Here is a 22,907-nt window from a genome sequence, read left to right as displayed (position 1 = left end):
TCACCCCTCGTGCCAGAATCTGGACACGGTCTGGGTGGCCGAGGCTTCCAGCGGGACACTGCCGCCGTTCGACTGGGTGATGACGGCGGGCACGAACGGCAGGTCGACCACCACCCGCACGGTCACGGTCACCACACTGCGGCGGGACAGGCACACGGAATCGCCCGCGCAGGTGATGTTCACTTGGGCGTCGGTCGCGTCAATGCCGTAGTCGGCCAGGCCCACCAGCACGGCACGCTCGGCTCGAGCCTCGGCGTCACCGACGGAGGGCGCCTGTACATACACCCGGGCGGCCTGTCGCGCTGCGCCCTCCACGGCGAACGCGCCGCCCTGCAGCACCGACATGGCAAGGACCAGGTAGACCAGCGGCACCAGCAGGATCAGGCCCGCCGTGATGAATTCGAGCGAGGCCGAACCGCGCTCCCCGGTGGGCAGCCAGCTCGGGTTACCCGGTTTCCAGCCCCTCCACGACCGCATGCCCAGTCACCTCCAGGCCACGGTCCACACCCAGCAGACCGAACATCGGCAACGCCACCACCACCCGCACCCGCACGCCGGGCTGCCCGGCGACGTCGGCGTAGCTGGCGGTGACATCGGCGGAGTACGCCGGCCCGAGCGCTGTCGTGATCAAATCACGGCTGCGAGCCGCACCCTGGTCGAGACCGCTATCGGCCAGCGCGGCAAACCGGGCGCCCTCGGCCGCCGCATCGAGCACGGTGTTGCGGATGTGCAGGGCCAGGGCGAGCTGCAGCACCGCCAGCGTCAACGCGGTGAGCAGCGCCGACACCATCACGAACTCGGCCACAGCCGTTCCACGCTCGGCATCGCCCAGCGCCCACCGCCGGCTCCGGATCATCTCGGCACAGGCATTCGCTAGATGCCGCTGACCCGGTCGATGGCCTGCTCGAAGATTCCGCTGAGAGCGGGACCGGCCAGGCCCCAGATGATCATGACCAAGCCCGCGGTCATCAGGGTAATCAGAACCCAGCCCGGCACATCGCCCCTCTCGTCGTGCAGCCCTCTGCGGATACGGTCCAGTAGCTGGGTGGTGAGGCTCATGGTGTCCTGCTTTCTCTCGGGTGGTGCACGGATGGATCGTGCGGTTCGGGTGAAACGGTTCGGGTCGAACGGTGTCGGGTCGAACGAGATCGGGTCGAACGAGGTCGCTCAAATACGTCTAGAAGCCGGCCTGCAGCACGAACAGCCCCGGGAAGATCGCGAAAAGGATGGTCATCGGCAGGATCAGGAACACCAAAGGCACCATCATCGCCACCTCTTTCTTGCCCGCTGCTTCGAGAAGGTGCCGTTTGGCTTCCTCCCGACCGTCCTGGGCCTGGGCCCGCAGCACGTCGGCGAGCGGGGAGCCGCGGTCGATCGCCCCGACGACCTGGTCCACGAACCGGGTCAGCGAAATCAGGCGCATCCTGGTGGACAGTTCGGTCAACGCCGAGCTGAGCGAGACTCCGGCGTGCACGTCGCCGATCAACCCGGCGAACTCGCGGGACAGCTCCCCCGAGGTGCTGCGGGAGACCCGGCGCAAGGCATCGAGGATGCCCTCGCCCGCGGCGAGCGAGAGGGTGAGGAATTCCAGGATCGTGGGAAGTTCACTGTCGATCCGCGCCAGACGAGCGGTCGCCTGGCGCTTCAGCTGCGTATCCCGCAGCAGCACACCTGCCCCGGCCGCGAGAACGGGTGCCGCGATCTGCACGACGAGCGGCCAGCCTCGGCCGAGCGGGGTGCCCAGCGCAACCAACAGCGCGCTGGCGACGCCGATCAGGGCCCAGGCCAGTTGCTCGGAGCGGAAGGCGTCGACGGTGCGGGAGGAACCGGACTGCCGGAGCCGTCGCTCGATGACGTCGGCGCCGCCGAGCGCGCTTGCGAGGGCCTGCGCGAGGGACTCGAACACCGGGGAGAACAGGGTGCCCAGGACCGGAATCGGGTCGACGGAGCGGCGGCCGACGAAGATCCGGGCCTCGGCCGACACGTCGAGCAGGTACGGCGCCAACCGGTTCGCGAGCCGGGGCCGGCTCAACCGCGGGGTGAGGCTCACCAACGACCAGAGGCCGATGCCGAGCACCGACCCGAAGAAGGCACCCCAGGCGAGTGCGGTCATTGGAACCACCGCCGTTCCTCGGGCAGCCGCCCAACGATGAGCATCACCCGATAGGCCAGCACAGAAACAGTGAGTCCGCCGAGGATGACGATGGTGCCGGCCGGGGTGTTGAACGCTTGGGCCGCCTCGGGCCGGCTGCTGATCAGCACCAGCACGATCCAGGGCGCGGCCACGCCGAGCCGGGCGGCGTTCACCACCCAGGACTGTTTGGCCTCGACCTCGGCCCGCACCGCGGCATCCTGGCGCAACCAGCTCGACAGGCTGCGCAACACCAGGGTGAGGTCGCTTCCGCCCACTTCCCGCGCCATCCGCAGCGTCTCGATCAGGCGATCCGCGAAGGGATCGGCGAGGGAGCCCTTGAGCCTGTCGACGCTGTAGTCGAAGTTGCCGGTGGCCCGGTACTCCCGCTCGAATTCGGCGAACGCCGTTCGGGTGACCACGGGTCCTGCCTGCGCCAGGCTGCTCACCGCGTCGGGCAGCGCCAAGCCCGACCGCACCGCCGAGACCAGGTGGTCGACCACGTCGGGCCAGACCGTGCGGTTCAGCCGCCGCCGCGCCCTGGCCCGCCAGAGCACAATCAGGGTCGGCAGGATCAGCCAGACCATACCGACGACAAGGGTGAGGGCACGCACGCCCAGCACGGCCTCGGCGAGCGCGGCAGCCGCAACGGCGAGCACCCCAGACAGGGTGGCGAACACCGAGACCGGGACCGAACCGAACCCGGCCTGCGCGAGCCGGGCCCGCCAACCGGCCAGCAGCCGGCTGCCGCGGGATGCGGTGGCGGTGGCCGGCCACAACACCGGTGCGCTCAGCAGAACCAGACCGGCACCGAGGAGGCTGCCCAGCACCAGGGTCATGCCGCTCCCCTCCTCAGCACCTCGGCCGGGTCCAGGCCGGCGGCGCGGAACTTGGCCAGCTTGGTGGGGAACCCTCCGGTGTGCTCCAAGACCCCGTCCTTCATCAGGAACAGCGGACTCGCCTCGATGGTGGACCCGGTGAGCTGGCCGCTCGGCGCAATGATCTCGGTCACCCGGCGACGCCCGTGCCGGTCCATCTCGCAGTGCAGCACGATGTCGATGCAGCCGGCCACAGTGGGCAGCACGAACGCGGAGTCGATGTTACGCCCGGCCAGCAGCGGCAGCGTCGACAGTTTGGCGAGGGCGTCCCTGGCGCTGTTGGCGTGGATCGAGCACATGCCGGGCAACCCGCTGTTGAGCGCGATGAGCAGGTCGAGGCTCTCCGCTTCGCGCACCTCGCCCACAACGAGCCGGTCGGGTCGCATGCGCAGTGATTCCTTGATCAGTCGCCGCAGGGTGATCTCCCCGGCCCCCTCCAGGCTGGGCTGTCGGCACTGCATCGCCACGACATCACGCGCACCCACGCTCAACTCGAAGGTTTCCTCCACCGTGATGATGCGTTCCGTGCGGCGGGTGGCCGACAACAGGGCGTTGAGCATGGTGGTCTTGCCGGTTTGGGTTGCCCCTGAGACGAGGATGTTCTGCCCGCCGCGCACGCAGACGCGTAGAAAGTCCGCAGCGGGCTGGGTGAGGGCGCCCAGCGCCACCAGCTGGGTGAGGTCCCGGATGCGCCGGGTGAACTTGCGGATGTTGACCGACCAATGCCGCTGGGTGATGTCCGGGATCACCACGTGCAGCCTTGACCCGTCGGGCAGGGACGCATCCACGAACGGTGACGACAGGTCGACCCGTCGGCCGGAGGCCTGCAGCATCCGCTCGACGAGGTCACGCACGTCGCGCTCGGTGAGCACCATCGGGGTCAGCTCGGGGACCCCGTCCCTGGCGACGAACACCCGGCTGGGCGCGTTGATCCAGATCTCCTCGATGTCGGGGTCATCCAGGAAGGGTTGCAGGGCACCGAACCCGGTGAGCGCGGCGACCACCTCCCTGGTCGCCTGGAACTCGTCGGTGAGCAACGGCAGCGACCCGCCGAGCGCCCGCTCGCTGTACCGTCGCACCTCGTCGCGCACATACTGATCGGCCAGGGCGTCGTCGGCGGCCAGGTCGACGCCGTCGCGGCGCACACGCAGCCGAACCTGCTCGGTGATGATGCGCACGGCCTCGGTCATGAAGGAATCCTGCTGCACAGGAAGTCCTGCGCGTGCAAGTTATCCACAGCCTGCCCGCCCTCCCGGCTCCCGGCCACTCCGCAGCCGATCGAGCGCGCTCTAGACTGGAGCCTCACTCGCGGGAGTGGTGAAATTGGTATACACGCAGGTTTTAGGTACCTGTGCCGTAAGGCGTGAGGGTTCAAGTCCCTTCTCCCGCACCGACGGGCGCCGGCTGTCAGCACACAGATGCTGTCCGGCTCCGCTGCAACCGAGAACTTTTTTCAATTCTGGCCACCGGAATTTTGCTTAGGTTAGGATTGCCTTACCCATTCCTCAGCAGATCGGTTCTCATGACCGCGACCGCACGCTCCGCCCAGCACCCCCTGGATCAGCAGCCGAGCCTGGCCGAATACCTGCGCGCCAGCTCCGGCACCCAGCACCATGACATCGCGACCCGCTCCTTCATCACCGAGCTGATGAGCGGCGACCTCTCCCTCGCGGACTACACCCGCTACCTCGGTCAGTACGCCTGGGTCTACGAAGCCCTCGAACAACTCGTCGACCGGGTCTCGCAGGTCGACCGCATCGAGATTTTCGATCCGGCACTGGATCGTCTGCCCGCCATCGAAAGCGACCTGGCCGCCCTCGGGGTGCAGGATTGGCGCCGGGAACATCCGCCGCTGCCCGCCACCACCGAGTACATCGCGCACCTCCAGTCGCTCACCAGCGCCGACCGCGTCCGCTGCCTCGCCCACCACTACACCCGCTACCTCGGCGACCTGTCCGGTGGCCAGGCCTTCGCGGCACTCGTCGCCCGGCACTACGGCGCCGCGCCCGAGCAACTGGGCTTCTACCGCTTCGACGCCATCAACAACATCGTCCAGTACAAGCGCGCCTACCGTGATCGACTCAACGCCCTCTCGCTCGCGCAGGTCGAGATCGACGCCCTCGTGGCCGAGGTCGACGCCGCGTTCACCTATAACGGCGCGGTCTTCGACGGGCTGGCGCGTTAGCCGATGATACGAACTGCGGCACTGGACGGCCAGCTCGGCGACTTTCTCGCGAGCGCGGGCGTCGTCGTTTTCTACCTGTTGGTGTGGACGCTCGTGTTCGCCGGCACCGCTCTGTTCCTAGGGGTATTCATCCCGTTCATCACGGGCGACTCGCTCCTGTTCGGGGCCGGCCTGGTGGCCGCGTCCACCTCGAGCCTGAACATCGTGGTGCTCGCCGTCGGCGTGGGAATCGCCGCGTTCCTCGGCGACCAGGTCGGCTTTCTGCTCGGCCGGCGGTACGGTCGCGGCTACCTCGACAGACGCGGCGGCCGGCGCACGCGCCTGGCCATCGTCAAGACCGAGTCGTTCTACCTCAAATACGGCTGGTGGGCCGTGGTCGTGGCCCGGTTCATGCCCTGGGCACGGGTATTCGTGCCCGTCGTGGCCGGGGTCGGCCGGATGAACTACTACAAGTTTCTCTCCAGCAACCTCGTCGGCGCTCTGGCCTGGGGCGTGGGCATCACCCTCACCGGCTACTACGCGGCGGCGATCCCCGGGGTGAAGAGCGCCGCGTACATCATCGCCGGCTTCTTCATCACCGCCTCGATCGTGTTCGGCCTGCGCACCTGGTTGGCCGACCGCGCCCAGACCCGCCACGACGCCGGCGCGACCACCGGATCTCACAACACATTGGGGGGTTAGCCCACCCCTTCATCAGGCCTTCCGGTTCAATAACGCGGTAACCTGTAGCGACGCAAGCGATCACCGCCGACTGGCCGATCTAGCCGCCGACGACTGGAGTTTTCTTCGTGATTAACACCGCACTCATCCCGTGGCTCGACCCGGAGATCCTCATCAACGGGTTCGGCCCCTGGGCGCTCCTGGGCGTGTGCGCAATCGTCTTCGCCGAGACCGGTCTGCTGATCGGCTTCCTGCTTCCCGGCGACACTCTGCTGGTGATCACCGGGCTGTTCGTGTTCTTCGACATCATCACGATCGACATCTGGTGGGTTGCCCTGGCCATCGGCGGTGCCGCCTTCGTCGGCGGCGAGGTGGGCTACCTGATCGGCCACCGGCTCGGGCCACGGGTGTTCGAACGCAAAGAATCCGGGCTGTTCAGTGTGAAGAACGTGCAACGCACGAACGCCTTCTTCGTTCGCTTCGGTGGTTTCGCCGTGATCGCCGCCCGCTTCGTGCCCATCGTGCGCACCTTCGCCCCTGTCGCCGCCGGCGTCGGGCACATGGACTACCGCAAGTACAGCCTGTACAACTTCATCGGCGCCATGATCTGGGGCGCCGGCCTGACCTTCTTCGGCTACTTCCTCGGCTACATCCCGCCGCTGGCCGACTTCGTGCGCGACTACATCGACCTGATCCTGCTCGGCGCCGTTGTGCTCACCTTGCTCCCCACGATCTACCACTACATCCAGTCCACCGTGAAGGCCCGCCGTCAGGCCCGCGCCGGCGTGACCGTCGACCCGGACAAGCTCGTGCTCGACCCCGAGACCTTCAACACCGACCACGACGGCAAGCACTAGGCCCGACCGGCCCACCTGCAACGCTCAGCGGTGCGAGTGGTGCTCGTGTTCGGCATCCGCCGCGTGATCGGCCGGCTCGAGCTGGAACGTGGAGTGCTCGACATCGAAGTGGTGCGACAGGCACTCGGATAGCTCGCGCAGCAGTTCGCCTGATTTCCCCGCCGCCAGCAACTCAGGCTCGACCACGATGTGAGCGCTGAACACGTGCGACCCCGATGTGATCGCCCAGACGTGCACATCGTGCACGGCCACCACCCCTGCGGTGCCCTCGAGGTGCTCCCGGATCGCTCGCACATCGGTATCCGCGGGGGCGGATTCGCTGAACACCCGAATGACGTCGCGGAGCAGGCCCAGCGCACGCGGCACAATCATCGCGGCGATCACCAACGAAGCGATGGAGTCGGCCTGCGCGAAGCCCGTCGTGAGGATGACGACCGCGGCCACGATCACGGCCACCGAACCCAGCGCGTCACCGAGCACCTCGAGGTACGCGCCGCGCATGTTGATCGACCCTGCGGCCGCCGGACGCAGCAGCAGGATCCCGACGATGTTGGCCAGGAGTCCGACCACGGCCACCACGAGCATCGGGGCGGCCAGAACCTCGGCGGGCGCACCGGCGGTCAGACGGCCGATGGCACCGACAACCACGAAGCCAGCCACCACCAGCAGGATCAGGCCGTTCAGCAGCGCACCGAAGACCTCGGCCCGCTGGTACCCGAACGTCTGACGGTCGGTGGCCGGGCGGGCGGCGACGACCGTGGCCGTGAGCGCGATGATGAGGCCGGCCAAGTCGGAGAACATGTGGCCGGCGTCGGCGAGCAGCGCCAGCGAACCGGTGAGCCAGGCCCCGATGACTTCGACGACCAGAATGGTCGCGACCAGGCCGATGACGATCGACAGGCGCAAGCGATTGCTCGTCGAAGCGGATGCGTGATCGTGACCCATGCTTCAAAGTTACGAGTCCGCCGGGGCGAAAGCCAGCCCAGCCGCTAGTTGGGAATGAGTGCCGTTCTCAGCATCATCGGCCACGCCGACCGACAGGACAATAGGTCCTGGTCAACGGCCCAAAAGCTCGGACAGGACTGGCCCAAGTGCCGCGAACGCGATGGCCCGGTGGCTCACGGCGTTCTTCACGTCGGCAGGCAGCTCCGCGGCCGACACGGCGTGGCCGTCCGGCTGGAAGATGGGATCGTAGCCGAACCCGCCGGCACCGGCGGGCTCCCGCAGGATCCGGCCGGGCCACTCCCCCGTGACCGCCCGCTCCACACCGTCCGGCAGCGCCAGCGCGGCCACGCAAGTGAAGTGACCGGCCCGGTGCTCGTCGGTCATGTCACTGATCTGCCAGAGCAGCAGGCGCAGGTTCTCCTCGGAGTCCCGCGCCGGTCCGCCCCACCGGGCGGAGAAGATGCCGGGGGCTCCGCCGAGCACGTCGACGCAGATTCCGGAGTCGTCCGCGATGGCCGGCAGGCCGGTGTGCGCGGCGGCGGCGCGCGCCTTGATCAGCGCGTTCTCGGTGAAGGTCGCACCGTTCTCGACCGGCTCCGGGCCGTCGTAGGCCAGCACCTCAAGGTCGGGCAGCATGGGCGCAAGGATGCGGCGCAGCTCCTCGACCTTGTGGGCGTTGTGGGTGGCGAGAACGACGCGCATCTCAGCGGCCCAGCGTGGTCTTCTGCAGGTCGGTTAGCGTGATCGCCCCGCCGAGGGCCAGGTCGAGCAGGGAATCGAGCTCGCTGCGGTCGAACGGGGCGCCTTCGGCGGTGCCTTGCACCTCGATGAACTTGCCGCGGCCGGTCACGACGACGTTCATGTCGGTCTCCGCGCGCACGTCTTCGGTATAGGCCAGGTCGAGCATCGGCACACCACCGATGATTCCCACCGAGACGGCGGCGACACTGTCGGTGAGTGGCTGGGCCTTCTGGGCGATGAACTTCTTCTCCCGACCCCACTCGAGGGCGTCGGCCAGCGCCACGTAGGCGCCGGTGATGGCGGCGGTGCGGGTGCCGCCATCCGCTTGCAGAACGTCACAGTCGATGACGATGGTGTTCTCGCCGAGGGCCTTCATATCCACGACGGCGCGGAGGCTCCGACCGATCAGCCGGCTGATCTCGTGGGTGCGACCGCCGATACGGCCCTTGACGGATTCGCGGTCCATCCGGGAGTTCGTCGAACGCGGCAGCATGGAGTACTCGGCGGTGACCCAGCCCTTGCCCTTGCCGGCCATCCAGCGCGGCACGCCGTTGGTGAATGACGCTGTGGCGAGCACCTTGGTGCGGCCGAACGAGATCAGCGCGGACCCCTCGGCCTGGTCGCTCCAGCCGCGTTCGATGGTGACAGGGCGCAGCTGGTCGTTGGTGCGGCCATCGGCGCGCAGGATGTCGGTCACGAGTTCTCCTTGATAGGACGGGGATTGGAAAAGCGGGGCGCGGCGGTCGATGCGGCGAGTCTGGCGACCTCGCTGAGGCTGATGGTGCCGGTGGCGACCAGGTCGACATGGGAGATCTCCGGGCCGAGCAGCCGGTGGGCGAGGCGGAGGAAGTCGTCGGCGCTGTCGCCGGTGGCCTCGTAACGGTAGCTGGGCGGTGCGGTCTCGACCCGTTCGAGGCCCTGCCCCACGAGCACCCGGTAGACGTCATTGGCGGTCTCGGTATGGCTGGAGACCAGCGTCACCGCATCGCCCATGACGTAGGAGATCACGCCGCGCAGAAAGGGATAGTGGGTGCAGCCCAGCACCAGGGTGTCCACGTCTGCCGCCTTGAGCGGGGCGAGGTACTCCTCGGCGACCCGCAACACCTCGGCGCCCGTGGTGACGCCGGACTCGACGAACTCCACGAACCGGGGGCAGGCCTGGGAGAACAGTTGGATGTCGGTCGCCGCGGCGAACGCATCGTTGTAGGCGCGCGAGTTCACCGTGCCGGCGGTGCCGACCACGCCGACGCGTTTGTTGCGCGTGGTGCCCACCGCACGGCGTACTGCCGGTTGGATCACCTCGATCACCGGCACGCTGTAGCGCTCCCTGGCATCCCGCAACACGGCGGCCGATGCGGTATTGCAGGCGATTACCAGCAACTTCACATCCTGGGACACCAAATCGTCCAGAACCTCCAGCGCGTACTCGCGCACGTCGGCGATTTTCTTCGGTCCGTACGGCGAATGGGCCGTATCGCCGATATAGAGGATCGATTCGTTGGGCAGTTGGTCCTTGATGGCCCGGGCGACGGTCAGTCCGCCGACTCCGGAGTCGAAAATCCCAATCGGTGCATCCGTCACGTCGATCAAGCCTAGCCGGGTTCGGCATTCGGCCACGCGTGACACCGTCATATGCTCAGAACCGCCCAACGTACGTGGGCCGGAATATACCCATAACTACACTCGGCATATGGGCCAGGCCAACCAGGCAGAGCCCGCACCGGAGACGTCCCTCGCGCCGTCTGAGGAGATGATCGTCATGAATGATCGAGTCGTAATCACCGGACTGGGAGCCCTCACGCCGCTCGGCAATTCCTGGACCGAAACCTGGGACGGCCTGACCAACGGCCGCAGCGGCGTCGCCCGCATCACCCAGTTCGACGCCACCGACCTGCCCACCCAGATCGCCGGAGAGGTCAAGGGCTTCGACCCGGCCACGCGGATGTCGATCAAGCAGGTCAAGCGCGCCTCGCGAGCCTCGCAGATGTCCATCGCCGCCGCACGGGAGGCCGTCGCCGATGCCGGTTTCGGCACGTCCATGGAGGGCATCCACACCGCGGTCATCGTGAACAGCGCCGTGTCCGGCTACGCCGAGATCCAGGATGCCACCGAACACGTCAATGCCGGCAGCGCCCGCCGGATCTCCCCGCGCTTCGTTCCTCAGTCGCTGATGAACATGGCCGCCTGCGAGATCGCCATCGACCTGGGCGTGCACGGCCCGGTGAACGCCAGCGCCCTCGCCTGCGCAAGCGGCGCCTATGCCCTGCTCGAAGCCCGCACCATGCTCGTGATGGGCGACGCCGACGTGGTCATCGCCGGCGGCGTCGAGGCGGCCATCACCCCGGTGATGTTCGCCGGGCTCAACGCCATGCACGCCGCGTCGACGCACAACGAGGAGCCCACGGAGGCCAGCCGCCCGTTCGACGCGAACCGCAACGGCCTGGTCTTCGGTGAGGGCGCCGTGGTCTTCGTGATGGAGCTGCTCTCGCACGCCCGTGCCCGCGGCGCCCGGATCTACGCCGAGGTTCTCGGCGGGGCTCTCACCAGCGACGGCTTCAGTATCGTGGCTCCCGACCCGACCGGGCAGTACGCGAGCCAGGCCATCAACCGTGCGCTCGACAAGAGCAAGCTCAATCCGGCCGATATCGACATGATCGTCGCCCACGGCACCTCCACCCAGGCCAACGACAAGGCCGAGACCCTCGCCATCCGCCAGTCGCTGCGCCACTTCGCCGACAAGATCTCGATCACCGCGCCCAAGTCGATGACCGGCCACATGATCGGCGCCGCCGGCGCGCTGTCGGCCCTGGTGGGGGCCCTGTCGATCAAGAACGGCATCGTGCCGCCCACGATCAACCTGCGCAACCCCGACCCGGACTGCACCCTGGACTACACGCCGCTCACCGCGCGCATCCAGCCCATCAAGCACGCCCTGGTGAACGCGTTCGGCTTCGGCGGCCAGAACTGCATCGTCGCCTTCGGCGCCCTGTAGGCCGCACCGGGCACCCAGCCCGGGTGTCGCCGGGGCGGCTAGGCTTCTCGCGTGACCGAGTCTTCAGCATTCCGAACCGACCGCTACGAGCTCACCATGGTGGATGCCGCCATTCAGAGCGGCACCGCGAACCGCGAGTGCATGTTCGAGGCGTTCGCCCGCCGTCTGCCCGCCGGCCGGCGGTACGGCATCGTCGCCGGCACCGGCCGGCTGCTCGACTTGATCCGCGATTTCAGGTTCGGCGATGCCGAACTGGACTGGCTGCGTGACAACAACGTGGTGCGTCCGCCCACCCTCGATTGGCTCGCGGACTACTCCTTCTCCGGGAACATCTGGGGCTACCGGGAGGGTGATGCCTACTTCCCCGGCTCCCCGCTGATCCAGGTCGACGGCACCTTCGCCGAGTGCGTCGTGCTTGAGACCCTCATCCTCAGCGTGCTCAACTACGACAGCGCCGTCGCGAGCGCCGCCGCCCGCATGGTCTCGGTGAGCCTGGGACGGCCGTTGGCCGAAATGGGTTCCCGCCGCACGGGCGAGTACTCCGCCGTGGCCGCGGCCCGCGCCGCGTACATCGCCGGGTTCGCCTCCACCAGCAACCTCGAGGCCGGGCGCAGCTGGGGCATCCCCACCATGGGCACGGCCGCGCATTCGTTCACGCTGCTGCATGACACCGAAGAGGATGCCTTCAGAGCCCAGGTGGATGCGTTCGGCGCCTCGACGACGCTGCTCGTGGACACCTACAACATCGAACACGGCATCGAACTGGCCGTCTCGGTCGCGGGAACGGGCCTGGGCTCGATCCGGATCGATTCCGGTGACCTGCCGACGGTGGCCGCCGCCGCACGCGCCCAGTTGGACTCGCTCGGCGCCGTGAACACCCGCATCACCGTCACCAGCGACCTCGACGAATACTCGATCGCGGCCTTGTCGGCGTCGCCGGTGGACGCGTTCGGGGTGGGCACCTCCCTCGTCACCGGCTCAGGCGCTCCGGCCGCCGGGATGGTCTACAAACTGGTAGCTCACAAGAACGCCGAGGATGAGTGGGTGTCGGTGGCGAAGACTTCAGCGTCGAAAGCCTCGGTCGGCGGGCGCAAGAGCGCTGTGCGCCGACTGGACGCGACCGGGACGGCCCGTGAGGAGGTCGTGACGGTTGACTCCGGCGGCCCGGCAGCCCCACCGGCCGCGACCCCCGCGCCGGACCCCACCGGTGCAGCGGAGCGGTCTCTGCTCGTGCCGCTGATGGAGGCCGGGGTTGTCGACGAACGCTACCTGGGCGCCGGCGGCACCAGGCTTGCCCGCGAGCAAAACGCCGCGGCGATGCGCGAACTACCCATCGACGCGTTCCGGCTCGGCCGCGGTGACGCCGTCATCCCGACGGTGTTCCGCTAGGACGGACTCGCTGACTAGTCCTGCTTCATCTTTTCGTAGATGGCCTTGCAGGTCGGACAGACCGGGAACTTCTCCGGGTCGCGTCCCGGCAGCCACTTCTTGCCGCACAGCGCCTTGACCGGCTTACCGGTCATGGCGGATTCGAGGATCTTGTCCTTGGGCACGTAGTGCGAGAAGCGTTCGTGGTCGCCGGGCTCGATCTGCTCCTGGTTGAGCAGCTCCTCGAGCTCACGGTCGAGGGTGGAGGTTCCGCCACCGATTTCCGGGCCACGGCCGGGCTCTGCGATGCTCGCGCGAATGTCGTGTGTCATGACTTCAAGTGTATGCAGCTACGCGCGCAATGCGGAGGAGAGCATCTCGGGTCCGCGACGTTCGAAGGTACGCGAACCCAACCACACCCCGCCGATCAGCATGACGAAGCCGATGCCGAGGCCCCAGTACAGAGCCGGGAGGTTCCAGATCGGATCCACGAAAATTCCCAGCACCGCGCACACGATGGCCGGCAGCGCCACGATGATCGACCCGACGAAGGTGAGCGACTGGATGACCGCGGCGGCCGTGTCCGACGACTGCGGCTGGGCGAACGGGCTGTCCCCCGGCTTGGTCGCCGGGTAGGGGAACCTGGCCGAGGTGAAGCTTGAGAAGCCGAGCCCGGCCAGCAGGATGCAGGTACTCACGCCGAGCAGCCCGGGAAGCACCGCCCAGTCACCGTGGATGCTCACGCTGACCGCCGAACCGAGGCCGATCAGCGGGATGCCCACGAACAACGCGGGAACCAGCCGGCCGACCCGGTCGGCGACGCCGCGTGGCCCGGAGACCACGTGCAGCCAGATGGCGGTGTGGTCGTAAGCCACATCGTTGTGCAGCGTCCATCCGAGGAAGACGCACATGAGAGGCACCGGAACCAGCACAAGGTATTCGAACGGCATCCCGGCGAACACGAGCGGCAGGACAACCAGGATCGGCACGATCGGGATCATGATCAACGAGACCCAGTAGCGCGGGTCACGACCCCAGTAGGTGATGCTGCGGGCGGCGATGGCGCCGACCGGGTTGTGCGGCATCCGGTCGAACCAGCCCAGGCCGACGTAAGCCCTGGCCTGCGCCTCACGACCAGGCGACACGAGCATCCGGGCCACCAGACCCTGCCAGGAGAGCCAGAGTAGGTACACAGTCGCCGCGGCGATGAGGAGCCTGAGCAGGGACATGCCCCATTCACCTGCAGCGGCGTCGCCAGGCACGGCCCACGCCGCACCCAGCGGCGTCCACCCGAGGATGGCCGCGAAACCGCCGAGGAGGTCGAGCCCGTACTTGCTCCAGTCCACGTTGACCAGCAACACCACCACGGGGGTGATCATGACGATCAGCAGGATGCCGATGATGCCGGTGAACTCGCGGGAACGTCGGGTGGAGAGCAGGAAGGCCGATATCGACGTGCTCACGCGGGAGGCGAGCATGCAGGTTGCCAGCAGCAGGGCCGCCGCCACGATGGCGAGCAGCGTCTCGAACACCCCCCGCGACCAGGTCACGATGGTGCCAAGCAGCACGATCGTGAGAGTCGTCGCCGGCACCCCGACCAGTGCGGAGACTGCCAGGCCCAAGGACAGCTGCTTATTCGGGATGCCCATGGTGGAGAACTTGCGCGGGTCCATGCTGTCGTCCACGCCGAAGACCAGCGGCACGAGGATGAACCCGAGCACCACAAGCGACCCCACCACGGTGACGCCGTCACGGATGGTGGCGACATCGTCGACGAACCGGAAGGCGATGAGCATGGCGAACAGCGCCGCGGCGACGAGCAGCCCGTACAGCAGGCCGAGCACCACTCCCACGACCTGCCAGGGGCTACGCCGGAACAGATTGGCGAGAAGCCTCAGTTTCAGTCCGAGAAATTGTGCAACCACTCCAGGCCCTCCGCAACCTTTCGTCCGCCGGCCAGGTCCACGAAGCGTTCTTCGAGTGACACGTTGCCGCGCACCTCGTCGATCGTTCCCGCGGCCAGCACGGAGCCCTGCACGATGATCGCCACGTGGTCGCAGACCCGCTGGATGAGGTCCATTCCGTGGCTGGAGAGAATCACGGTTCCGCCTGCGGCGACGTAGCGCTGCAGGATCTCGGTGACGTTCACGGCCGACACCGGGTCAACCGATTCGAACGGTTCGTCGAGCACGAGCACCCGTGGCGAGTGGATCATGGCGCAGGCCAGGGCGATCTTCTTGGTCATGCCGGCCGAGTAGTCCGCGACCAGGCGGTTGAGGGCGTCCTCGAGGCCGAACGCCGCGGCCAGGTCGGCGGAGCGGGCGCGCACGGTTTCGCTCTCGAGACCACGCAGAACGCCGGAGTAGTAAAGCAGCTGCGCTCCGGTGAGCCTGTCGAACAGGCGCAGCCGGTCAGGGAGGACCCCGATGGTGCGCTTGGCGGCGATGGGATCTGCCCACACGTCAACACCGTGCACCTGGATCGAACCGGAGTCCGGCCGCAATAACCCGGTGATCATCGAAAGCGTCGTGGTCTTGCCCGCGCCGTTGGGTCCGACGATGCCGTAGAACGACCCGGCCCGCACCTCGAGGTTGACGTCGGCGACGGCGATGTTCTGGCCGAAACGCTTGTTCAATCCGCTGACCGCGATTTCGACGGGGGCGACGCCCCCGACCACTGCGGATGCGCCGGTGCGCGGCACCGACGGCTTGCGCACGACCGAGGGGATGCGCAGCCCGCCCGTGGTCGCGGGACCTGGCACGACCGTGGCCGGGCGGGCGGCGTCTGCGGCCATGACGACGGGTGCCGCAGCCGTGACGGCAGCCTTGCCGGTCAGGGACTCGCCAGGCGCGGCAGCAGCCGGAGACTCCTCACCGGTGACGACCTCGCTGGGCTCGGCCGGCATCTCGGCCGGGGCCACGGTGTCGGACTGCCGCAGGGTCAACCGGGGCAGTTTCCAAAACGGCCGGCGCGACGGCTGGACCGGCTCGGTGACAGGACTGCTCACGGCCCCAGCAGTGCCCAGCACCACGGTGTCGTCCGAGTCGGCTGTGGATGTTGTGAGGACGGCGGTCTCGTCGGCGGCGGCGGGCACGGGCAGGTCGACGTTCTCGTCGGCCGGCCCGGAAGCCCGCGTGATCGGCAGTACCACCGTGTGCGCGATGACGACGGGCTCGTCAACCATGGGCTCGTCAACCACGGCCTCGTCAACTTCGGCCTCGTCGACTACGGGCTCGGCAACTGAAGGCTCGGCGACTACGGGCTCGTGCACGACGGGCTCAGCGGTTTCGGAGCCGGTGGTGACGGGCGCGGCAGCAGCACCGGATGTCGTGTCGTCGACGGCAGCAGAGCGGGCGGCGGCGGCAGCGGCGGCCGCAGCGGTAGCGGCGCGGGCCGAGGCCGTGGCGGCGGTCCTGGCAGCGGCAGACCTCGTCGCGGCGGCCTTCGTTGCGGCAGCGCGGGCGGCGCCGGCCTTGGTCGCCGATTCCGATTTGGCGGCGGCCGCTTTCGCCGCGGCGGCCTTCGAGGCCGCCGTGCGCGCGCTACTCGAGCGCGCCGCTGCGGTGGCGGGCTTGTCGGCAGTCGCCTGAGCGGGGTCGGCGGGCAGGTCCTGGTCGACGACGGCGGCGGCCTCGACGGCAGCAGCGGTATCCGCCGTGGCGGTTGTGGTGGCCGGCAGCCTGATGGCCTTGGCAGGCGCCTTCACGGGCGTCTTTCGGGCAGCGGGGGCGCGGGTCACCGGAACTCGCGGGGCATCCGCGACGGGTTCGGCGCGGTCGACATCGGCGTCGGCATCCGGTACCACGGGCGTCGTCGGGGGCGCAGCCACGTCTTCGGCGAGAGCCTTCGTGACGGGCTTCTTCTTGGCCGGTGCGCGCGGGGTCGTCGCGGCTCGCGGGGACGCGGGGGTGCGCGGTGCGCGGGTGGTGCTCCGCACGGGCTTGACCGGCGCGGCCGAGTCGGCGGCGGTCGCTGCGTCGGGAGTAGCAGCGTCGGGAGCAGTTACGTCGGGAGCAGCCGCGTCGGCCGAGGCCGTCGTGCCGGCGGCATCGGCGGGCGCGCTCGACGCCCCACCGGCCCTGGGCGTCATCGGCTTGGGCGCGGTGGTCCTGGGCGCGCGGCGCACCGGGGTCTTGCGGGGCGGTTTCGCGTCTGTCGGCGGCACGGCCGTAGACGGGGAAACGGGCTCATGGGGGCGGTCCGCAGGGGTGTCGTGTTCGATGGCACTACCCTCACGTTCCGGCTCCGTATCGGGAACGGGCAAGACAGGAGTCTGCTCGTCAGGCTCGGAGTTCGGAGGCACTGGAGTCACCTCGCTAACCTACCAAGGACCGTCTGACCTCGCTGAGGATGGCGCCATCCGCAGGCGTATTCCCACCAAGTTTTCGACCGGATTCACCACTGGAATCCCCGGTCGTGGGGCCGCACCATCGTTACGATCCGGACACGCATTGGGTCGTCTCTTCCCCCGGAACGGGGTGGTCGGCTAGTCTGAAGGTGGCATAACGGAGTGTCTATACGTGAACTTAAGGGTGAACCGCAGGCAAACTCGGCTAAAACGTCCGGCTGCCGCGGGGCCACCCAGATCTTTCTTAGGAGATATTCGTGACCACCCAGGTAGTAATACTTGCAGCAGGAATGGGCAGCCGTCTCGGCCGCTCGCTGCCCAAACCTTTGACCGAACTCAATGACGGCCGCACGATCATGCAGCAGCAGTTCGACAACATCGAGCACGCCTTCGGCAAGAAGACCAAGGTCACCATCGTCGTCGGCTACAAGCTCGAGCACATCATCGAGGCCTTCCCGCAGGCGTCCTTCGTCTACAACGAGCAGTACGACGTGACCAACACGTCCAAGAGCCTGCTGCGCGCCCTTCGCGCATCCGCCAACGGTGGCGTGCTGTGGATGAACGGCGACGTCGTCTTCGATCCCGCCATCCTCGACCGCGCCGCAGCGATGATGAAGCGCGACCAGTCCTTCGTCACGGTCAACACGTCCAAGGTCTCTGACGAGGAAGTCAAGTACACGACGAGCGCCGAGGGCTACATCAAGGAGCTCTCCAAGACCGTGAAGAACGGTCTCGGCGAGGCCGTTGGCATCAACTACGTGTCCGGTGCCGACAAGGCCATGCTGATCCACCACCTCAGCAAGGTCGCCGACCAGGACTACTTTGAGCGCGGCATCGAGCTCGCCATCGAGAAGAACCGCATGCTCGTCGAACCCGTCGACATCTCGGACTTCTACGCAGTCGAGGTCGACTTCGCCGAGGACCTCGAGCGCGCCAACCTGTTCGTCTGATCAGTCTGCAGCCGTGGGGCGCCGCCGCCGATGGCGCGGCGCCCCATTTCGCTCCCATACGATAGAGCGCGTGAGTAGTTACGCTCAGGTGCGTCCTGAACAGCGCACCCCGTTTGCGCGTTACCGTCATTCCCTCTGGCTGCTGACCCAGCGCGACCTGCGGGTGCGGTACTCAACGTCTGTGCTCGGCTACTTCTGGTCGATCCTCGACCCGCTCGTTATGGCCGGCATCTACTGGTTCGTTTTCACCCAGGTTTTCCAGCGCACCGTGGGCAACGACCCGTACATCGTCTTCCTGCTCGCCGCGCTCCTGCCGTGGATGTGGTTCAACGGTGCCGTCTCCGACTGCACCCGGGCCTTCCTGCGCGAAGCGAAGCTGATCCGCTCCACCCGCATCCCCCGCACCATCTGGGTGAACCGCCTCGTGCTCTCCAAAGGCATCGAGTTCGTCGCCGCCATCCCCGTCCTGATCCTCTTCGCCATCTGGTCCGGTGCCGAGATCAGCATTGACGCGATCTTCTTTCCGCTGGCCATCATCATCCAGGCCATCCTCACCGCCGGCGTCGGCTTGATCGTGGCCCCGCTGGTCGTGTTCTTCCGCGACCTCGAACGAGCCGTCAAGCTCATCCTGCGCTTCCTGTTCTATGCGTCGCCGATCATCTACGGCACCAGCGACCTGCCGGAACAGCTGCATTTCTGGGCGGCATTCAACCCGCTCAGCGGTATCTTCAGCCTCTACCGTGCCGCGTTCTTCCCTGGCGAACTGGATTGGTTCGTCGTGACCGTCAGCGCGGTCATGTCCGTGGCCTTCCTCGGGATCGGTCTGCTGGTCTTTTCACGCACCGAGCGCGCCGTTCTGAAGGAGATCTGATGACCGAGACCGTCATCTCCCTGAACGACGTCGGGATCAGGTTCCGCCGCAACCGACGCAGCCGCCGCAGCTTCAAGGACCTGTTCGCCAGCACCCGCCGTCGCACCAGGCCCGGTGAGTTCTGGGCGCTGCAGAACGTGTCGTTCACAGTGCAACGTGGAGAGGCCATCGGAGTCGTCGGCCGGAACGGCCAAGGCAAGTCCACCCTGCTCAAGCTGGTGACCGGCGTTGTCCTGCCCGACGAGGGCACCGTGAACGTCATCGAGGGGGTCGCCCCGCTGATCGAGATCACCGGAGGCTTCGTCGACGACCTCACCGTGCGCGACAACGTCTACCTCACCGCGGGTCTGCATGGCATGACCCGCAAGCAGATCGATTCCAGATTCGACGACATCATCGCGTTCGCCGAGATCGCCGATTTCATCGACACCCCGTACAAGCACCTCTCCAGCGGTATGAAGGTGCGCATCGCGTTCGCCGTGATCTCCAGGCTCGAGGAGCCGATCATCCTCGTCGACGAGGTGTTGGCCGTCGGCGACAAGGCCTTCCGCGAGAAGTGTTACCGCCGCATCGAAGAGCTCCTCGCGGGCGGACGCACCCTGTTCTTCGTCTCGCACAACGAACGCGATCTGCGGCGTTTCTGCGCCAGAGGCCTCTATCTCGACAAGGGCGCCCTCGTCCTCGACGCCCCGATCAACGAGGTGCTCGACCGGTACAACGCTGAATACGGCATCAAACCGGCGACGTAACCCGACCTCAATTCGTCACGGCCAACGCACCGCATCTGACTGGGAATTATCTCGCCGACGCTCAGTTTCGAACCGTAAACTCATGCTTTGCGCACCCGAGGAGGACCGCACCATGGCCAAGAAGCCCACACCACTGCTGTCGCCCACCGGCGGACTGCCGCGGGGCGGCCAGCTGCCCACCGGGGTCGCCACCGGGTTCGACAGGGTCATGGCAATCCACCGCCCGGCAGTTCTCGCGCACATTCGCAGCATCCGCCACCGTCACCCGGATGCCACCCCGGAGCAGCTCGTGCGCATCCTGGAGCGGCGTTATCTCGCCGCGGTGACCAGCGGTGGCGCCGCCGTCGGTGCGACCGCCGTGATCCCCGGAGTGGGCACCGGCATCACCCTCGCACTGTCGGGCGTTGAGACGGCCGGGTTCCTCGAAGCGACCGCGCTGTTCTCGCAGTCCATCAGCGAGGTTCACGGCATCACGGTGAGCGACCCCGAGCGGGCCAGGGCCTTGGTGATGACCATGATGCTCGGCCACGAGGGTTCCGACCTGGTGCGCCAGCTGGCCGGCCAGGTCACCGGCGGCGGCGTGGCGCGCACGGCGTACTGGGGCGAACTGGTGACCACCAGCCTCCCCCGGGCCATCATGGGCCCGCTGACCGACCGCCTGAAGCGTTCCTTCATCCGGCAGTTCGCCGCCAAGGGCGGAGCCAGCCTGATCGGCAAGGCCGTGCCGTTCGGCATCGGCGCCGTCATCGGCGGAATGGGCAACCACATTCTCGGCAAACGCGTCGTCGGCTCGTCCAGGCTCGCGTTCGGCCAGGCGCCCGCCTGGTTCGGCGCCGAGCTGGACCCGAAGGTGCACACCATCACGCTGCAGAACGGCACCGTGGTACCCGGCAACCGGCTCACTCAGTTGGGTCACGGGGCGCTCAAGGCCCTCCCCCGCCCGCTGCGCCGCAGGAGCGCGCCCGCAGACCAGGTCGACCCTGCGGAGGGCTAGACCTCTTCGATCTCGCTGACGTCGTCGACGAACTCGGCCAGGCCGTCATCGACGTCGGCGTTCACCTCGGCGAAGCGGTCCCACTCTGCCATCAGGTGCTCGACCGCTGCATGGAATCGCGCCGTCGGTGCGCCAGGGGTCGGATCGCCGAAGTACTGCTCCACCCAGACCTGCAGCCGCTGCTCGGCGCCACTGTCGCTGACAAGCTCGTCCAGAGTCTCCACGATGCCAGCGGTGTCACCGGCATCGAGCCACTCGCAGTCGGACAGGTATCCGCTGGTGTCGATGGCGGCGTGAGGGTTCAATGGCCGTGTCACCATGAGCGGCTTGCCTGACGCGAGCCGGTCGTAGACCATCGCCGAGATGTCCACGATGGCCACATCAGCGGCGGACAGTTGCCAGCCGAGTTCAGCGCCAGTGTCGACTATGTGCTGGGCACCGGCGTCGCGGCCGTTCGCGGCCGTGATGGCGGCCATGATCTGCTTGTTCGCCACACCGTATTCGTGGTCGACGACTCCGGAGCGCGGGTGCGGACGGTAGATCACCCGGTGCCGGGGGCTTCGCAACAGCGCCGTGACGAGAGCCACGCCGTGTGTGGCGATGGACCCGTAGGCGGCGGCGGCACGGTCGCCTTCCCAGGTGGGCGCGTAGAGCACGACCGTGCGCTCATCGGGCGTGTACGGCAGCAGGCCGGAATAGTGGTCAGCCTGGGGTCGACCGATGGCGATCGCCCGCTTGTCGAAGTCGTAGTCCCAGAGCACCTTGCCGAGCCTGTCGACAGCAGCCTGGCCGGCGACGAACGAGTAGTCATACGCCTTGAACTGGTTGGTGGTCATGTACATCTTGTCGCTCTCACCATGGTTGATGAAAACGTGCCAGCGGCGCCCGTAGCGCATCATCTGGAAGTTGCGGGAATTCTGGTTGACGTAGAGGACGATCCGGATGTCCTGCTCAGCGATCACCCGTTCAAGGTCGACCACCTTGCGCACGTAGGCGACCGGTATCGGGCTTTCCTCGAGCAGCTTATTCGTGCCGCCGGCGGTGCGGCTCAGGATGACCACTGGCCAGGTCTCGGCGAGCTTGGCGAGCGGCTTGTACCACTGGCGCATCTGGTAGAGGTTGACCGGCCCATCCGCGAAGTACACGGCGATCTTGTAGGTATGCGCAGGCAACGGGCCGCGCACGGCGAGGCGCTCGGTCAGGAGACGCTGGGCCTTGCGGGAACCGAGCACATCCTTCACCAGCTTTGCTGCGAGTCGGACGTCTTTCCTGCTTACCACCGTTCCAGCCTACCCACCGAGGTGGGACCTAAGGCCTACTGACCCCCGGATGAGGCGCACCGGTAGCCAATCGTTAGGCGATGCGGTCAGATGACGGGGGGCCGGCCGGCGCGGGTCATCCGCCAGATGGTACGCGCCGACAGCGGCCGCCGCTCGCCCGGGTCGGTGGTCCAGCCTTCCCACCAGCCGCGGAACCAGGCCTTCAGGGCGGCCGGGTCGCGGGCGCCGCGCAGCACCTGGATCACCGTCCAGGACCCCACGTAGAGCGGCATCAACGGCACCGGCAGGTTGCGCCGGGCGATCCACACCCGGTTGCGGGCATTGAGCCTGTAGAAATCGGCGTGCCGGGTGGGCAGGATCACCGGGTGGTTCGCCACCAGGTCGCCGGCGTACCAGGTGCGCAGGCCCTGGTCCCAGACCCGCCAGGCCAGCTCGATGCCCTCGTGGGCGTAGAAGAACGGTTCGGCCCAACCGCCGGTGGCGTCGAAGACCGGCCGCGGCATCAGCACTGCGCCTTCCCACACCGAGAAGACGGCGCCGGATTCGGTGGCTTCGCCCTTGCGGATGCGCGGGATCCACCGGCGCGGCGCGGTGAGACCGGCCGGGTCGACCACTTGCGGTTGCAACAGCCCGATGCTGGGATCGGCGCGCAGCACGGTCACGGCGTCGATCAGGAACCGGGGGTCCGGCAGGCTGGCGTCGTCGTCCAGAAAGAACAGGTAGTCGCCGGTGACGTGCTCCACCCCGCGGTTGCGGCCGGCGGGGATGCCCAGGTTCTCGGGCAGGGCGAGGGCGGCGACGCCGTCGGGCAGTCCGGTGGGCTGCCAGCCGTTGCCGACACAGACGATGTCGAGCTGCACATCCTGCTGGGCGAGCAGACTGCGGATGCCGCGCTCCAGGTCGTCCGGACGACGGCCCTGGGTGAGCACGACGACGCCGACGGTGACGGGCATGCTGT

Annotated in this window: 24 protein-coding genes and 1 tRNA gene; 10 read left to right on the top strand and 15 right to left on the bottom strand. The window is 67.6% G+C overall.

What is annotated here, in order from left to right; all coding sequences use genetic code 11:
* The 6 genes from E3T61_RS10950 to E3T61_RS10925 form a co-directional block, all read right to left on the bottom strand.
* The gene (locus E3T61_RS10950) at nt 1–477 is read right to left on the bottom strand and encodes a hypothetical protein (protein WP_134640889.1); all 477 of its coding nucleotides are present in this window, start codon (nt 475–477) and stop codon (nt 1–3) included.
* Complete coding sequence (locus tag E3T61_RS10945; RefSeq protein ID WP_338145525.1) at nt 446–805, bottom strand: TadE/TadG family type IV pilus assembly protein; 360 nt, start codon at nt 803–805, stop codon at nt 446–448. The genes E3T61_RS10950 and E3T61_RS10945 overlap by 32 nt, the downstream gene beginning before the upstream one ends.
* 68 nt (nt 806–873) lie before the next feature.
* Nucleotides 874–1,059 (bottom strand): hypothetical protein, encoded by a 186-nt coding sequence (locus E3T61_RS10940; RefSeq protein ID WP_134640888.1) that lies wholly within the window; start codon nt 1,057–1,059, stop codon nt 874–876.
* 118 nt (nt 1,060–1,177) lie between these two features.
* Nucleotides 1,178–2,113, bottom strand: coding sequence for a type II secretion system F family protein (locus E3T61_RS10935; protein WP_134640887.1), 936 nt, complete (start codon nt 2,111–2,113; stop codon nt 1,178–1,180).
* The gene (locus E3T61_RS10930) at nt 2,110–2,970 is read right to left on the bottom strand and encodes a type II secretion system F family protein (RefSeq protein WP_134640886.1); all 861 of its coding nucleotides are present in this window, start codon (nt 2,968–2,970) and stop codon (nt 2,110–2,112) included. The genes E3T61_RS10935 and E3T61_RS10930 overlap by 4 nt, the downstream gene beginning before the upstream one ends.
* Complete coding sequence (locus E3T61_RS10925; RefSeq protein ID WP_134640885.1) at nt 2,967–4,199, bottom strand: TadA family conjugal transfer-associated ATPase; 1,233 nt, start codon at nt 4,197–4,199, stop codon at nt 2,967–2,969. The genes E3T61_RS10930 and E3T61_RS10925 overlap by 4 nt, the downstream gene beginning before the upstream one ends.
* A 118-nt stretch (nt 4,200–4,317) precedes the next feature.
* On the opposite strand from E3T61_RS10925, the gene E3T61_RS10920 reads away from it, so the two are divergent.
* The 4 genes from E3T61_RS10920 (at nt 4,318) to E3T61_RS10905 (ending at nt 6,711) form a co-directional block, all read left to right on the top strand.
* Nucleotides 4,318–4,399, top strand: a tRNA-Leu gene (locus tag E3T61_RS10920).
* Between the two features lie 132 nt (nt 4,400–4,531).
* Complete coding sequence (locus tag E3T61_RS10915; protein ID WP_134640884.1) at nt 4,532–5,194, top strand: biliverdin-producing heme oxygenase; 663 nt, start codon at nt 4,532–4,534, stop codon at nt 5,192–5,194.
* Nucleotides 5,195–5,197: 3 nt separating this feature from the next.
* Nucleotides 5,198–5,875, top strand: coding sequence for a DedA family protein (locus tag E3T61_RS10910; protein WP_174777007.1), 678 nt, complete (start codon nt 5,198–5,200; stop codon nt 5,873–5,875).
* A 110-nt stretch (nt 5,876–5,985) separates the two neighbouring features.
* Nucleotides 5,986–6,711 carry a DedA family protein gene (locus tag E3T61_RS10905; RefSeq protein WP_420898483.1) on the top strand — a complete coding sequence of 242 codons (726 nt, stop codon included), beginning with the start codon at nt 5,986–5,988 and terminating at the stop codon, nt 6,709–6,711.
* Between the two features lie 24 nt (nt 6,712–6,735).
* On the opposite strand, the gene E3T61_RS10900 is transcribed toward E3T61_RS10905, so the two are convergent.
* The 4 genes from E3T61_RS10900 to murI form a co-directional block, all read right to left on the bottom strand.
* Complete coding sequence (locus E3T61_RS10900) at nt 6,736–7,656, bottom strand: cation diffusion facilitator family transporter (protein WP_134640882.1); 921 nt, start codon at nt 7,654–7,656, stop codon at nt 6,736–6,738.
* A 111-nt stretch (nt 7,657–7,767) separates the two neighbouring features.
* A complete protein-coding gene (rdgB, locus tag E3T61_RS10895) occupies nt 7,768–8,358 on the bottom strand; it encodes an RdgB/HAM1 family non-canonical purine NTP pyrophosphatase (RefSeq protein ID WP_134640881.1) in 591 nt (196 codons plus the stop codon).
* A 1-nt stretch (nt 8,359) separates the two neighbouring features.
* The gene (gene rph, locus E3T61_RS10890) at nt 8,360–9,094 is read right to left on the bottom strand and encodes a ribonuclease PH (RefSeq protein ID WP_130178077.1); all 735 of its coding nucleotides are present in this window, start codon (nt 9,092–9,094) and stop codon (nt 8,360–8,362) included.
* Nucleotides 9,091–9,978: a glutamate racemase gene (murI, locus tag E3T61_RS10885; protein ID WP_134640880.1), complete on the bottom strand. Its 888-nt coding sequence runs from the start codon at nt 9,976–9,978 to the stop codon at nt 9,091–9,093. The genes rph and murI overlap by 4 nt, the downstream gene beginning before the upstream one ends.
* Before the next feature lie 109 nt (nt 9,979–10,087).
* Here murI and E3T61_RS10880 point away from each other — a divergent pair, with 109 nt between their 5' ends.
* Complete coding sequence (locus tag E3T61_RS10880; protein WP_198418676.1) at nt 10,088–11,389, top strand: beta-ketoacyl-[acyl-carrier-protein] synthase family protein; 1,302 nt, start codon at nt 10,088–10,090, stop codon at nt 11,387–11,389.
* A gap of 51 nt (nt 11,390–11,440) precedes the next feature.
* The gene (locus E3T61_RS10875) at nt 11,441–12,778 is read left to right on the top strand and encodes a nicotinate phosphoribosyltransferase (protein ID WP_134640879.1); all 1,338 of its coding nucleotides are present in this window, start codon (nt 11,441–11,443) and stop codon (nt 12,776–12,778) included.
* Nucleotides 12,779–12,792: 14 nt separating this feature from the next.
* Here E3T61_RS10875 and E3T61_RS10870 read toward each other — a convergent pair whose 3' ends face one another.
* The 3 genes from E3T61_RS10870 to E3T61_RS22580 are packed head-to-tail and all read right to left on the bottom strand — an operon-like array spanning nt 12,793 to nt 16,922.
* Nucleotides 12,793–13,089 carry a DUF3039 domain-containing protein gene (locus E3T61_RS10870; RefSeq protein ID WP_134640878.1) on the bottom strand — a complete coding sequence of 99 codons (297 nt, stop codon included), beginning with the start codon at nt 13,087–13,089 and terminating at the stop codon, nt 12,793–12,795.
* 18 nt (nt 13,090–13,107) lie between these two features.
* Entirely contained in the window at nt 13,108–14,682 is a 1,575-nt protein-coding gene (locus E3T61_RS10865; RefSeq protein ID WP_241992512.1) for a hypothetical protein, read from the bottom strand.
* A complete protein-coding gene (locus E3T61_RS22580; RefSeq protein WP_338145524.1) occupies nt 14,658–16,922 on the bottom strand; it encodes an ABC transporter ATP-binding protein in 2,265 nt (754 codons plus the stop codon). The genes E3T61_RS10865 and E3T61_RS22580 overlap by 25 nt, the downstream gene beginning before the upstream one ends.
* A gap of 440 nt (nt 16,923–17,362) precedes the next feature.
* On the opposite strand from E3T61_RS22580, the gene E3T61_RS10855 reads away from it, so the two are divergent.
* From E3T61_RS10855 to E3T61_RS10840, 4 genes are all read left to right on the top strand, one after another.
* Nucleotides 17,363–18,055 carry a phosphocholine cytidylyltransferase family protein gene (locus E3T61_RS10855; protein ID WP_134640877.1) on the top strand — a complete coding sequence of 231 codons (693 nt, stop codon included), beginning with the start codon at nt 17,363–17,365 and terminating at the stop codon, nt 18,053–18,055.
* A 70-nt stretch (nt 18,056–18,125) separates the two neighbouring features.
* Nucleotides 18,126–18,926, top strand: coding sequence for an ABC transporter permease (locus tag E3T61_RS10850; protein ID WP_241992511.1), 801 nt, complete (start codon nt 18,126–18,128; stop codon nt 18,924–18,926).
* On the top strand, nt 18,926–19,675 hold the full coding sequence (locus E3T61_RS10845) for an ABC transporter ATP-binding protein (protein WP_134640876.1): 750 nt from the start codon (nt 18,926–18,928) through the stop codon (nt 19,673–19,675). The genes E3T61_RS10850 and E3T61_RS10845 overlap by 1 nt, the downstream gene beginning before the upstream one ends.
* Nucleotides 19,676–19,787: 112 nt before the next feature.
* Nucleotides 19,788–20,669, top strand: coding sequence for a hypothetical protein (locus tag E3T61_RS10840; protein ID WP_420898482.1), 882 nt, complete (start codon nt 19,788–19,790; stop codon nt 20,667–20,669).
* On the opposite strand, the gene E3T61_RS10835 is transcribed toward E3T61_RS10840, so the two are convergent.
* Together E3T61_RS10835 and E3T61_RS10830 are read right to left on the bottom strand one after the other, a co-directional pair.
* Nucleotides 20,666–21,949 carry a hypothetical protein gene (locus E3T61_RS10835; RefSeq protein ID WP_134640875.1) on the bottom strand — a complete coding sequence of 428 codons (1,284 nt, stop codon included), beginning with the start codon at nt 21,947–21,949 and terminating at the stop codon, nt 20,666–20,668. The genes E3T61_RS10840 and E3T61_RS10835 overlap by 4 nt on opposite strands.
* An 86-nt stretch (nt 21,950–22,035) precedes the next feature.
* Nucleotides 22,036–22,902: a glycosyltransferase family 2 protein gene (locus E3T61_RS10830; protein ID WP_134640874.1), complete on the bottom strand. Its 867-nt coding sequence runs from the start codon at nt 22,900–22,902 to the stop codon at nt 22,036–22,038.
* Nucleotides 22,903–22,907: the final 5 nt, after the last annotated feature.

Source organism: Cryobacterium lactosi, from assembly GCF_004403945.1.
GTDB lineage: Bacteria > Actinomycetota > Actinomycetes > Actinomycetales > Microbacteriaceae > Cryobacterium > Cryobacterium lactosi.
Note: the sequence above shows the minus strand (reverse complement) of the source record. Positions and strands in the feature narration are given on the sequence as shown.

Coding starts and splice junctions, on each gene's coding strand:
- E3T61_RS10950 (WP_134640889.1), bottom strand. CDS start 477: ATGCGGTCGTGGAGGGGCTGGAAACCGGGTAACCCGAGCTGGCTGCCC.
- E3T61_RS10940 (WP_134640888.1), bottom strand. CDS start 1,059: ATGAGCCTCACCACCCAGCTACTGGACCGTATCCGCAGAGGGCTGCAC.
- E3T61_RS10935 (WP_134640887.1), bottom strand. CDS start 2,113: ATGACCGCACTCGCCTGGGGTGCCTTCTTCGGGTCGGTGCTCGGCATC.
- E3T61_RS10930 (WP_134640886.1), bottom strand. CDS start 2,970: ATGACCCTGGTGCTGGGCAGCCTCCTCGGTGCCGGTCTGGTTCTGCTG.
- E3T61_RS10925 (WP_134640885.1), bottom strand. CDS start 4,199: ATGACCGAGGCCGTGCGCATCATCACCGAGCAGGTTCGGCTGCGTGTG.
- E3T61_RS10915 (WP_134640884.1), top strand. CDS start 4,532: ATGACCGCGACCGCACGCTCCGCCCAGCACCCCCTGGATCAGCAGCCG.
- E3T61_RS10910 (WP_174777007.1), top strand. CDS start 5,198: ATGATACGAACTGCGGCACTGGACGGCCAGCTCGGCGACTTTCTCGCG.
- E3T61_RS10900 (WP_134640882.1), bottom strand. CDS start 7,656: ATGGGTCACGATCACGCATCCGCTTCGACGAGCAATCGCTTGCGCCTG.
- rdgB (WP_134640881.1), bottom strand. CDS start 8,358: ATGCGCGTCGTTCTCGCCACCCACAACGCCCACAAGGTCGAGGAGCTG.
- E3T61_RS10880 (WP_198418676.1), top strand. CDS start 10,088: ATGGGCCAGGCCAACCAGGCAGAGCCCGCACCGGAGACGTCCCTCGCG.
- E3T61_RS10870 (WP_134640878.1), bottom strand. CDS start 13,089: ATGACACACGACATTCGCGCGAGCATCGCAGAGCCCGGCCGTGGCCCG.
- E3T61_RS10845 (WP_134640876.1), top strand. CDS start 18,926: ATGACCGAGACCGTCATCTCCCTGAACGACGTCGGGATCAGGTTCCGC.
- E3T61_RS10840 (WP_420898482.1), top strand. CDS start 19,788: ATGGCCAAGAAGCCCACACCACTGCTGTCGCCCACCGGCGGACTGCCG.
- E3T61_RS10830 (WP_134640874.1), bottom strand. CDS start 22,902: ATGCCCGTCACCGTCGGCGTCGTCGTGCTCACCCAGGGCCGTCGTCCG.